The organism is Vibrio floridensis, assembly GCF_021852965.1.
Lineage (GTDB): Bacteria > Pseudomonadota > Gammaproteobacteria > Enterobacterales > Vibrionaceae > Vibrio > Vibrio floridensis.
Window position 1 is genome coordinate 24,172 of record NZ_JAKGCY010000008.1, and the last position, 12,627, is coordinate 36,798.

General features: G+C 47.3%; 11 protein-coding genes. 1 reads left to right on the forward strand and 10 read right to left on the reverse strand.

Annotation, left to right across the window (positions count from 1 at the left end):
- The first annotated feature begins 65 nt into the window (after positions 1-65).
- Positions 66-2,852 carry a two-component sensor histidine kinase BarA gene (barA, locus tag LZU85_RS13165; RefSeq protein ID WP_176298487.1) on the forward strand — a complete coding sequence of 929 codons (2,787 nt, stop codon included), beginning with the start codon at positions 66-68 and terminating at the stop codon, positions 2,850-2,852.
- Positions 2,853-2,907: 55 nt separating this feature from the next.
- Here the strand turns inward: barA and LZU85_RS13170 are convergent, their stop codons facing one another.
- From LZU85_RS13170 to lepA, 10 genes are all read right to left on the reverse strand, one after another.
- Positions 2,908-4,167 (reverse strand): GGDEF domain-containing protein, encoded by a 1,260-nt coding sequence (locus tag LZU85_RS13170; protein ID WP_176298486.1) that lies wholly within the window; start codon positions 4,165-4,167, stop codon positions 2,908-2,910.
- Positions 4,160-4,567: a type 2 periplasmic-binding domain-containing protein gene (locus tag LZU85_RS13175; protein ID WP_176298485.1), complete on the reverse strand. Its 408-nt coding sequence runs from the start codon at positions 4,565-4,567 to the stop codon at positions 4,160-4,162. Before LZU85_RS13175 ends, LZU85_RS13170 begins: the two co-directional genes overlap by 8 nt.
- A 9-nt stretch (positions 4,568-4,576) precedes the next feature.
- Entirely contained in the window at positions 4,577-5,857 is a 1,281-nt protein-coding gene (locus LZU85_RS13180; RefSeq protein WP_176298484.1) for a hypothetical protein, read from the reverse strand.
- A gap of 293 nt (positions 5,858-6,150) precedes the next feature.
- Positions 6,151-6,531, reverse strand: a complete 381-nt coding sequence (acpS, locus tag LZU85_RS13185) for a holo-ACP synthase (RefSeq protein ID WP_176298483.1) — start codon at positions 6,529-6,531, stop codon at positions 6,151-6,153.
- 1 nt (position 6,532) lies between these two features.
- Positions 6,533-7,264, reverse strand: a complete 732-nt coding sequence (gene pdxJ, locus LZU85_RS13190; protein ID WP_176298482.1) for a pyridoxine 5'-phosphate synthase — start codon at positions 7,262-7,264, stop codon at positions 6,533-6,535.
- Positions 7,261-7,992, reverse strand: coding sequence for a DNA repair protein RecO (gene recO / locus LZU85_RS13195; RefSeq protein WP_176298481.1), 732 nt, complete (start codon positions 7,990-7,992; stop codon positions 7,261-7,263). The genes pdxJ and recO overlap by 4 nt, the downstream gene beginning before the upstream one ends.
- Positions 7,993-8,077: 85 nt before the next feature.
- A complete protein-coding gene (gene era, locus LZU85_RS13200; RefSeq protein WP_176298480.1) occupies positions 8,078-9,040 on the reverse strand; it encodes a GTPase Era in 963 nt (320 codons plus the stop codon).
- On the reverse strand, positions 9,033-9,710 hold the full coding sequence (rnc, locus tag LZU85_RS13205) for a ribonuclease III (RefSeq protein WP_237287247.1): 678 nt from the start codon (positions 9,708-9,710) through the stop codon (positions 9,033-9,035). The genes era and rnc overlap by 8 nt, the downstream gene beginning before the upstream one ends.
- A gap of 22 nt (positions 9,711-9,732) precedes the next feature.
- Positions 9,733-10,632 (reverse strand): signal peptidase I, encoded by a 900-nt coding sequence (gene lepB / locus LZU85_RS13210; protein ID WP_038969401.1) that lies wholly within the window; start codon positions 10,630-10,632, stop codon positions 9,733-9,735.
- 105 nt (positions 10,633-10,737) lie between these two features.
- Positions 10,738-12,531: a translation elongation factor 4 gene (lepA, locus tag LZU85_RS13215; protein WP_176298478.1), complete on the reverse strand. Its 1,794-nt coding sequence runs from the start codon at positions 12,529-12,531 to the stop codon at positions 10,738-10,740.
- Positions 12,532-12,627 lie beyond the last annotated feature (96 nt).

Genomic DNA, 12,627 nt, shown 5'->3' on the forward strand with positions numbered 1-12,627 from the left:
GCTGGGTCACTGACATATAGTGGCACCTATTTTCCCATATCCAGACCTTGATGTAATTAGATAACATGACCAGATATGGCTTACGAGCACGTGTAATTACGCTCACCCTAGCGCCAACCTTGATCATCGGGTTGTTGCTCAGTAGTTTTTTCTCTTTCAATCGCTATCAAGATTTGGAACGTCAGGTGATCACCACGGGCAACAGCATTATTGAACCGATCGCCATCGCCAGCGAGCCTCATCTTCTTTCTGAAAGCCGCGAAGCCGTGCGCCGCCTCGTCAGTTACGCCCATCGCAAAAATTCAGGGCTCGTCAGAAGTATTGCGGTCTTTGATGGCAAACATGAACTGTTTGTAACCTCGAACTTCCACCCAAACTTTGAATCACTCACCTACCCAAAAGATAAGCCGATCCCATTGCTAGGTAATGCCGAAATTCTCAGTGATACCATGATTTTGAGAGTGCCCGTGTTGTCTGAAGGGCACTATTTGAGTGATTTGGCCGAACCTGGTCAAGCGACTCGTGCTATCGGTTATATCGCTGTCGAAATGGATCTCTCCACACTTCGCCTTCAGCAATATCAAGAAGTGTTCTCGGCATTTTTAGTCTTGATCCTCGGTTTAGGCTTAGCCAGTGTATTTGCTTCACGTTTGATGCAGGACGTCACTCAGCCAATCACCCATATGAAAAACGTGGTCGATCGCATTCGCCGTGGTCAATTGGATGTGCGAATTGAAGGCAAGATGCACGGGGAATTGGATTCGTTGAAAAACGGTATCAACGCGATGGCGATTTCATTGTCGGAATACCACGTTGAGATGCAGCACAGCATTGACCAAGCCACCTCCGACTTACGAGAAACACTTGAGCAGCTCGAGATTCAAAACGTTGAACTGGATATCGCCAAAAAACGCGCTCAAGAAGCGGCACGAGTCAAATCCGAGTTCCTCGCCAATATGTCGCATGAGCTGCGTACACCACTCAATGGCGTGATCGGCTTTACTCGTCAGATGCTCAAAACGCAGCTTACCAACAGCCAAACCGACTATCTGCAGACCATTGAAAAATCAGCCAACAACCTACTCAATATCATCAACGATATTTTGGACTTCTCGAAACTTGAAGCAGGTAAGCTGGCACTGGAAAACATTCCATTCGATTTCCGTGAAAGCCTAGAAGAGGTTATCAGCCTTCAAGCCACCAGCGCGCACGAAAAAGGGTTAGAGATCACGTTGAAGATTGATCCGCGTATCCCAGAAGGCGTGGTGGGCGATCCATTACGTATTCAGCAGGTACTGACCAACCTAGTGGGTAACTCAATCAAGTTTACCGAGCGTGGCAACATCGATGTCAGTGTGGAGATGCGCGCTCAATCGGGTGATAGCCTTGATCTACAGTTCATGGTTAAAGACACGGGTATCGGCATTTCTGAACGTCAACAAGCACAGCTTTTCCAAGCCTTTAGTCAAGCGGATGCCAGTATTTCTCGCCGTTATGGTGGCACAGGCCTTGGGTTGGTTATCACCCAGAAGCTAGTCAGCCAAATGGGCGGTGAGATCAGCCTCACCAGCCGTTTACATCAAGGTTCGACCTTCTGGTTCACCTTGCGTCTGCACTCCACGCAAATGCCAATGACAGAATCCAGGGATGCGGAACTGCTGCACGGAAAAGAGCTCCTTTTGGTGGAACCAAACATGCAAGCCGCCGCCGTGACTCAGCAAGTACTGACGCAAGAAGGCATCAATGTCACTTACCGCTCGCAACTGCCCGATAACGCCAAAGGCTACGACTTTGTGCTGCTGAGCTTAGCGGTGAATCAGAGCCATGAGATGGAAACCATTGAGAACTGGCTCAACCGTGCACTGCATATCTCCGCAAATACTATTTTGGCGATTCCGAGTACCGAGCTCGCCCTAGCTGATCAGCTTACTGAACGCTTTGGTATTCAATGTTTGACCAAACCACTGGGTCGAAGAAAACTGTTGCAAAGTCTTGCGGCAAAACAAACCTTACAACCTTTACTTCTGGCGCCTGAAAACGCGCAAGCAGAGCGCTCTTCCCTGTCGGTACTGGCTGTGGATGACAACCCGGCCAACCTCAAACTGATCACCGCGCTCCTTGCCGAAAGAGTGGTTTCGGTCACCTCTTGCAGTTCAGGTCAAGACGCCGTCGATATCGCCACCAGCCGCCAATTCGATCTGATCTTTATGGATATTCAAATGCCGAAGATGGATGGCGTAACGGCTTGTAAATTGATCAAAAAAACCGAACTCAATGCCAACACGCCTGTGATCGCGGTCACGGCACACGCCATGAGCGGTGAACGAGACCGCTTGCTAAAAGCGGGGATGGACGACTATCTCACCAAACCTATTGAGGAACACATTCTTCAGCAGGTGTTAATTCATTGGAACCCCAACACCTGTGACAGTAAAGTGGAAAAAATCTCACCAAGTTATGTAGCCACTGAGGAGGAGCAAGCTCAGCAGAACATAGCACGTAGCAGCGATATCATCATTGATTGGCAGGCGGCACTAAAGCAATCCGCCAATAAAGAAGATCTCGCTAAAGACATGCTTAAAATGCTGGTTGAGTTTATGCCAGATGTCGAAGCCGTGGTTGAGCAGGCACTCGAACAAGAAGCGTATCCACGACAAGAGCTGATTGATGTGATTCACAAACTGCATGGCAGCAGCTCTTACTGCGGGGTGCCACGCTTAAAGGCACTGTGCGCCACCATTGAGCAATCCCTACGCAGCGATGCCGATTTGATGGATGTAGAACCGGAGCTTTTTGAACTGCAAGATGAGATGCTCAAGGTTTCCACTACTGCGCAGCTTTATCTCAAATAAATAAAAAACCGCCTGTTCATCCGGCGGTTTTCTTTGTTCATACCCAGCACTAAGATCAATGCCCCATCGATTGGCTCATCGGTTGGCGAAAAAAACGCGCCGCATTCTTTCCATCTTGTTTTGCCACATACATGGCGCTATCGGCTTGCAATAGCAGTTTTTCCATATCCGCCTGTGTAGCGGTAGAGCTCGCAATTCCAATACTACATCCTACGTGGACTTGCACTTGTTTCACTTCAATTGGTGTATTACTCACCTCAATCAGCTGCTGAGCAAAAGCCATTAAAAATGCCTCCATTTTTTCCGGTCCATCGCGGTGTGAAAGATAGATGACGAACTCATCCCCCCCAATTCTGCCAACCACACTTTGCGCAAAATGCTCTTGGGTCAAATTTAGATAGCGGCTGGCAATCGTAGACAGCACTGCATCCCCCACAGCATGACCATGGTTATCATTGACCAATTTAAACCCATCTAAATCGATCAAAAATAAAGAAAGATAGGTGCCACTGTGCTTCATGTACGAAAAGTGTTTTTCACACCCCAAGCGATTCTTTAATCCCGTTAAGGTATCTTGCTCAGCCATACCACGGTAGTAGATCTCCCAACGCTCGATTTGTGAACGCAGCTCTTTTTCTCGGATCAAGGCTTGGTGAGAGGCTTCAATAAAGGTATTGATGCTGTTGGCCACGAGGCCAATTTCGTTACTACGGTTCTGCTCATCAATCTCCACCGTTTTCACTTGCCCTGGCGTAGCGCGCGCAACCGCAATAGAAAGCGCTTGTAATGGCTTGCCGATGATACGCTTCACCACCAAAGCGATCACAATAAAAGTCATTAAAAACTGCAATAAGACAAAGAGGATCTGATAAAGCACTTCGTCTAATGTTTGACGTTGAATGACCAAATGGTTGTCGTGAACATAGAGCATCCCCAATGGCTTAGCATCGACAGGAGACAGCAAAGGGTACTGGTTGGAATGCTCCCACATGTCTTTTTCAAATTGACCCGGTTTAATTTTATCGAAAGTGACCCCTTCTAAACTTTCTAACCGCACCGCATTGATTTCATCATGCAACAACAGGGCGTCAATCACCTCTTCCGCGATTTCATGGTTATTGACGTAAAGGGCAATGGCGGCAGAGTTTGATAAGGAAAGCACCAGTTTTTGTTCCAACTCCATGTGAGCCTGCGTCGCATTTTTAAAACCAAACGGAATCATTAGTGCCAATAGCAGCACCAAATAAATGATCGCGCAAATCGAGACAAATCTAAGCAGACGATTCGCTAAGGATTGACGAGGCAAATTATTCATTAATCGTCACCACCACCTTGAGTCCGTCTGGGGGAGGAGTCTGCATGTAACCAATCGCATTGGGGTTATTGAGTAAATGACTCACCAACTCTTCATCCGTTTCGACCAAGTGAGGAGCACGCATACGACCTGAAAACTTAAGCTTAGCCCAGTAGGCGTTAATCTGACTGGCACGCATATTGGCAATCCTAATAAAAAATCGTTCGCGTACGTCATCTTCTCGATCAAGCACTTGTGTGATCTCTACTTGGCCAAAGGTCCGCTTACGACCCAAGTAGATGTCGGCTACGTCACTTTGTTTCATTTGATGAATCGAACTGTCATGGCTGACGACAACAAAGATTTCCGCTTGCGCCAATCCACTTCCCCACAACATAAGGAGCAGTATTAGATATTTCATCTCTGCCCCCTAGAAAATAAAGTTCACACTAAGTGTGTAAAGTTGTACATCGCGTTCCTTCATCGAAGATCGGTTGTCTGCGGCCCACAATCCGTAGCCCACCTCACTGATCTGGATAAAGTCGACTTGCCCCTTCAGCGCGACTTGAGGATGAATGTCCCATCGCAGTCCCAGTGAATAGGAATTTTGGTCGATATGGGTTGCATTGATACCACCAACGATCAACTGCTGAATTTGTCCCAGCTGAGGATCCACCATTCCCCAATCACTTTTCGCACCAAAGATCTCGGACGACGGTTGAAAAAAAGCCGCGATCAGATAAGGGGTCACACGATTTATGTTGTGACCCAACATTAAATACCCCCCCTTACCTTGTGGAATGGCTTGCTTCATACCAGCCACGTAAAACAGCTCAGTTTGCATGAGCCATTCACCATCAAAGTAACCGAGACCCAATTGCCAATATTTCACCGATTCGCCATTTATGTCAGATTGATCATAGATCTCTGCCGCTTCTGAGCTTACCGCCCCCAACCCCGAGTTCGCCAACTGCAAAATACCCTGCTGTGCGGAAAGGCCATTTTCACCAAGAGTCACGACCAAATCGGCGACATCAACATAAGAAAAACGCGCACTCCATTCGTGGTAGTCGAACGTTAAAGCAACGGCGAGCGTATGATCAGAACTGGCTTTAGATAGCTCATTGGTTCGTTCATCCTCTAGAACTTGAGAGATGCGGCCATATTGAACGCTGGCAGACCAATTGAGTTTGTTGAACGATGAGCGGTAAGTGACATCAATACCATCGATGGAGTCATAGAAAATACTGCCGTACAACTCTTGAGGAGGGCGTACCCACAGGTGAGCGTAATCGATTCGACGGCTGTCAGCCGCAGTGTATGCATTCAGCCCAACCCGCCCTAAACGCAGATCCCAGTTAGCATCAGGAAGATACCGTAAAAAAGCCAGTTCGGTGACGTTGTTGAAATCCTGCTCAACTCGGTCTTCTAGAACCCATTGTGCAGTCGCAGACCATCGATAATCCCAGGTAAAATCAAGTTGTAAACCGAGGTTAGAATCCGGAAGAAATGAGCCATTTCGTTCCACATCTGGAGGTTGGGAAATATTTCGCAGATAGCCAATATCAGGTTCATTTTCGTAGCTGTAGCCCAAAGAGCCAAAACCAGATACTGACCACTCTTGTGCAGATACAGGGAAAGAGTGACAGAGCAAAGCAACCACTAGGGAAGTCGAATAAAGTCGAATTGTGGAATAAGCATCACTCAACATGGCACCGCCTTTCTAAGCAAATCCATTGCTAACACGCATTTCGACTTCCTCATTAAAGTCAAAATAGAGCAACGGCAAGGAAAAACTGACCAACTTTGCATTTATAATTTTTATAATTACAACAAATACACATTTAGAGTATATGCAATTCAATCAGCAAGCGACAATCTCAAATGGAACGAAGATCACCTTAAACGTGGGTATTTTGTAAATTTGTGAAAAAGATACGTAATTGGGAGGGATTTAATAAAATACCTTCACGTGTGCAACAACGACACGCGAAGGCTGAGGGATCACTTTTCTAATATTACGGTTGCAATGGCATAATGACGTTCGTCAGAGATAGAAAGATGAGTATGCAAAACGCCGTAGGCTTGCGCCAGTTCAGCCGATTTACCGCGCAAAGTGAGCACCGGCTTGCCATTCTCATCATTACAGATCGCAAAGTCTTGAAATGAGACACCATGTGCAATGCCCGTGCCTAGCGCTTTTGAAGCCGCTTCTTTGGCCGCAAAACGCTTTGCTAGGAAACGCGCCTGCTGCTTTGAGGCACGAAAGGTCATCATCTCATGCTCGGTGAGGATGCGTTGCGCAAATGCCTCACCAGTACGAGCGAGGGCTTTTTCCACTCGCTCGATTTCCGCAATATCGGTACCCAGTCCAACAATGGCCATACTACTGACGAGCCGCCACCATAATGGCTTTCATGTCCGCCACCGCTTTATGCAGGCCATCAAACACCGCACGGCCAATGATCGCATGGCCAATATTCAGCTCGTAAATTTCAGGCAATGCTGCGATGGGTGCCACGTTGTGGTAAGTCAAACCGTGGCCTGCGTTCACCGTAATGCCAAGATCGGCTGCGTAGCTCGCACCCGCAGCAATTTTTTTCAACTCATCGAGCTGATCTTCTTCCGTTTCTGCGTCAGCGTAGTGGCCAGTGTGCAGCTCAATGAAGGGAGCACCGCACGCTTTTGCTGCGTCAATTTGCTCACGATCAGCATCAATAAACAATGAAACTTTGATGCCTGCGGCACTCAGTTTCTTCGTTGCAGCTTTGATTTTCTCTAAATGCCCAGCAACGTCTAACCCCCCTTCTGTAGTGAGTTCTTCACGCTTTTCTGGCACTAAACACACATATTCTGGCTGAGTTTTCAGTGCAATGTCGATCATTTCATCTGTCACTGCCATTTCCAGGTTCATGCGGGTTTGTAAGGTCTCACGCAGAATTCGAACATCACGGTCAGTGATGTGGCGGCGATCTTCACGCAAATGAATGGTGATGCCGTCCGCACCTGCTCGCTCTGCCACTTCAGCAGCGTGGACAGGATCAGGGTATTTCGTACCGCGGGCATTACGTAATGTTGCAACGTGGTCGATGTTCACACCCAGGTAAATTGAACTCATTTTTCCATACTCCGTGTTCGGGGAATCCTCATTTGCACAAACAATTCCCGACTTTTTAAAGGTTTGCCGCCAAGATACGGCTTTAGGGCTATACGTGTAAAGCGTTTTGCAGCTTGCAGCTGCTCTTTCGTGAGGAAGCGACGTTCACTGATGGCAATCAGTTCATTGCCATAAAAAGTGAGATTATCGCGTCGTACTGACGCGATGAAGCCTTTTTGATCTCGATAGCGATAAGTCATTTGCGGATCAATCGACTCGCCAGTACCAGCACAATGCAAAAAATCCACGCCGTAGCCCATCGCAGCCAATAGAGCGAGCTCAAAACGGCGCAGAGCGGGTTCAGGATTATCCGCTTGAGCTAACTCAGTCAGCGCGAAAAGGTAGTCATGGAACAACCCTGGCATAGGTACTTCTTGCATCAAAACGCGGCCGACCAACTCATTCACATACATCGCGGAATAGAGGTAGATACCCGTTAGAGGAAGACCTAAGCTGATCGGCTCCGCTTGACGTAACGTTTTCATCGAGCCTTTACCAGACCACTTTAATAACAGTGGTGTAAACGGCTGCAACGCACCTTTTAAATTGGAACGCTTACTGCGTGCCCCTTTCGACATCAAGGTGATGCGGCCGAACTCTTCGCTGAATACGTCCAAGATCAGACTGGATTCGCTATAAGGGCGACGATGGAGAACAAAACATCGCTGTAAACCGTCAGGCGCGTTCATGCTGTGCTTCTATTCCACAAAAAATAAGGAGCCACTTGGGCTCCTTAACAAGATACGATCGGAGCGATAACTCTCGCTAACCGAGTTAGAGGTCGTCAATGTAACCGAGTGAGCGCAACGCACGTTCGTCGTCTGCCCAACCTGATTTCACTTTCACCCAAGTTTCTAGGTAAACCTTGCGACCAAACAGTTCTTCCATATCGAGGCGCGCTTCACGACCAATGGTTTTGATTTTCTCACCACCTTTACCAATCACCATTTTCTTCTGACCACTACGCTCGACAAGAATTAAGGCGTTAATGTGGAAGCCATCGGTTTCTGGGTTGTAATCGAAACGTTCGATCTCTACGGTCACTGAGTATGGCAATTCATCACCGGTGAAACGCATCAGTTTTTCACGCACAATTTCAGACGCCATAAAACGCTGTGAACGGTCCGTCACATACTCTTCAGGGAAATGGTGCACTGCTTTTGGCAAGTGGTCACGAACGTGCTTACGCAGCACATCTATATTTTTACCCTGTTTGGCAGAAATGGGCACCACATCGACGAAGTTCATTCTCTTCGACATTTCCATCATGTGCTGCATCACGTCATTGCGATCTTGGACGTTGTCGACTTTGTTAACACACAACACGACTGGGAAGTTCGCTTTCTGCAACTTGGTCAGTACCATTTCATCGTCGTTAGTCCAATGGGTACCATCAACCAAGAAAAACACCAAGTTCACATCACTTAACGACGAGTTAGCGGCACGATTCATCAAACGGTTAATGGCGCGTTTCTCTTCGATGTGCAATCCCGGAGTATCAACATAAATCGCTTGATAGTCGCCATCGGTATCGACACCCATGATACGGTGACGTGTAGTTTGCGGCTTACGGGAGGTAATCGAAATTTTCTGACCAAGAATCTTGTTCAGTAGGGTCGATTTACCCACATTAGGACGACCAACAATGGCGATAAAACCGCAGTGCTGGTTTTCAGAAGACGTGCTTTTCTTCTCTGTCGAGAAAAACGCATCGATATCAAATTCATTATCAGCCATTGGTTAACTGCTCCAGAGCCAATTCCGCAGCCGCTTGTTCTGCCTTGCGGCGGCTGGTACCTCTACCGACAACGGGTCTATCCATACCCGCGATATCACACTCAACCGTGAATTCCTGATTGTGTGCTTCACCTTTAATATTAGTCACAGTATACACTGGCAACGGTTTTCTTCTGCCTTGCAAGAATTCCTGCAAACGTGTCTTAGGATCTTTCTGCGAAACACCAGGTTTGATGGCATCCAAACGAGAAGCATACCAACTCAAAACGATGCCACGCACCACTTCTAGATCACTATCAAGATAGACAGCACCAATAATGGCTTCTACGGCGTCAGCCAAAATAGAATCACGGCGGAAACCGCCACTTTTCAGCTCGCCTGGACCTAATTTTAAGTAATCTCCCAAGCCAAATTCGCGGCCTAGCTCTGCCAATGTGTTTCCGCGCACTAACGTCGCTCGCATGCGGCTCATGTCTCCCTCATTCACCTTCGGGAAACGATGATAAAGTTCATCAGCAATGACAAAACTTAAAATTGAATCGCCCAGAAATTCAAGACGTTCATTGTGTTTACTGTTGGCGCTGCGATGAGTCAGCGCCAAATTGAGCAGCTCGTCATCTTTAAACTGATAGCCGAGCTGTCTGGTTAGTTTCTCAATTGGAGAATTCATACTTTTCCGATAATCATCAAAGTTAGTGAATACCGCCGATGCGGTTAAAACGCACCCCAGTCGGAATCCAAGACGGCAGCACACTGTCTACGCTTCGGTCAAACTCGAAGCTGATCCAGATACCTACCGCCTTACCGACTAGGTTAGCTTCTGGTACAAAGCCCCAGTAACGGCTATCAGCACTGTTGTCACGGTTATCCCCCATCACAAAGTACTGACCTTGTGGTACAACCCACTCGTTAACACCAGCGCGAGGCGCATAGGCTTCGACTCGGTCTTGACGCAGTGGATTAACCAAAATTTGATGTTTTACATCGCCAAGCTGTTCGTCCGTTTGAATAAGAGGAATGCCGTCTTGGCTAAATTCGCTCTCCACAACATTGTTGCGTTTGACGACTTCACATGCACTTTGCCCTTTAGGTTGAATGCAAATCTCTTTTTGGCGATTGTAGCGCACCGTATCGCCCGGCAATCCGACCACTCGTTTGATGTAGTCAATACTCGGTGACGGTGGGTATTTAAATACCACGATATCGCCACGCTCAGGCTTACCTGTTTCCACCAATTGAGTACGCCAAACCGGATCTTTCAGGCCATAAGCGTATTTCTCCACCAGAATAAAATCGCCCACGAGCAGAGTTGGCATCATTGAGCCTGAAGGGATCTGAAACGGTTCATAGATAAAAGAGCGTAACACCAAAACAAAGGCGATAACCGGGAAGATAGAGACACTGTTTTCCACCCACCAAGGCTGCATTTTCGCCTTTGCGAGAGTTTGTGCATCTAACCCATTAACCGTTTGGCTTTCAATCTCCGCCACTTTTTGTTGGCGTTTCTTGGCCCAAACCAGTTTTTCGAGCAACCAAACCACACCTGTGATCAGCGTGACGATGACCAAAATCAGTGAGAATGTATTCGCCATGGACTTCCCTTATCTAAAAAATACGAAAGTGAAAGAGCCGTAACCCTTTCACTTAATGGATATCTACCGTCTTATGACTGGTAAGCAAGATGTAAGTTCAAACTATTAGTCTTTACCTACATGGAGAATCGCTAGGAAAGCTTCTTGCGGTAGCTCAACGTTACCGATCTGCTTCATGCGTTTCTTACCTTCTTTCTGCTTCTTCAGTAGTTTCTTCTTACGGCTCACATCACCACCGTAACACTTCGCTAATACGTTTTTACGTAGCTGTTTTACCGTAGAGCGAGCAATGATGTGGTTACCGATTGCGGCTTGAATAGCGATGTCGAACATTTGGCGAGGAATAAATTCTTTCATCTTCTCTACCAACTGACGGCCACGTGTTTGTGACTGATCTTTATGAGTAATGATCGCCAAAGCATCCACTTTGTCGCCGTTTAGCAACACGTCCACACGCACCATGTTCGATTCTTCAAAACGTTGGAAACCGTAATCAAGCGACGCATAACCACGCGAGGTAGATTTCAAACGGTCAAAGAAATCAAGAACCACTTCCGCCATAGGAATATCGTACGTCAGTGCAACTTGGTTACCGTGGTAAACCATGTCAACCTGAGTGCCGCGCTTTTCAATACATAAGGTAATCACGTTACCTAGGTAATCCGCTGGTACAAGAATATTACAACGTGCGATAGGTTCGCGAATCTCTGCAACGTCATTCACGGCTGGTAACTTCGCCGGGCTATCAACATAGATAACTTGTTTGCCAGTGGTCAGGACTTCGTAAACTACCGTTGGCGCCGTGGTGATGAGATCAAGGTCGTACTCACGCTCTAAACGTTCTTGAATGATCTCCATGTGCAGCATTCCAAGGAAGCCACAGCGGAAACCAAAACCGAGCGCCGCAGAAGTTTCTGGCTCGTAGAATAACGAGGCGTCATTAAGGCTCAATTTACCTAGCGCATCACGGAATGCTTCATAGTCATCCGAAGAAACAGGGAATAGACCAGCATATACCTGAGGTTTCACTTTCTTAAAACCTGGCAGCGCTTTCTCTGCACCATTTTTCGCCAGAGTTAACGTATCACCAACAGGTGCGCCAAGAATGTCTTTAATACCACAAACCACCCAGCCTACTTCGCCAGTGTTGAGCTCTGTCGTATCGATCTGTTTTGGTGTGAAGATACCTAAACGGTCTACACCCCAAACTTGCCCCGTACTCATCACTTTGATCTTGTCGTTTTTCTTCAGCTTGCCGTGTTTAATACGCACAAGAGAGACAACGCCAAGGTAGTTGTCAAACCACGAGTCAATGATCAGCGCTTGCAATGGTGCATCCGGATCGCCTTCTGGCGCCGGGATCGCGGAAACGATCTTCTCTAGCACATCATCAACGCCAAGACCTGTTTTGGCTGAACAGCGAACCGCATCAATCGCATCGATACCTACGATGTCTTCAATCTCTTCCGCAACACGCTCTGGCTCTGCTGCTGGTAAATCAATTTTGTTTAGGATTGGAACGACTTCCAAATCCATTTCAATCGCGGTGTAACAGTTCGCAAGCGTTTGAGCTTCAACACCCTGACCGGCATCCACTACCAACAAAGCACCTTCACACGCGGCCAGCGAGCGAGATACTTCGTAAGAAAAGTCTACGTGTCCCGGAGTATCGATAAAGTTAAGTTGGTAGGTTTCACCATCTTTGGCTGTATAGTCGAGAGTCACACTCTGCGCTTTAATGGTAATTCCACGCTCACGCTCTAGCTCCATTGAGTCTAGGACTTGTTCTGCCATTTCACGGTCGCTTAATCCACCACACACTTGGATTAAACGGTCTGATAGGGTCGATTTGCCGTGGTCAATGTGGGCGATAATCGAAAAATTACGAATGTGCTTCATAGATTTGGGGTGACTAAACTCTGTAATTCTGGGACATAGAAACGCCGCTCATTGGCGGCATTTCTGTTAAGTTGGCAGATTCTACCCAATTTCAAC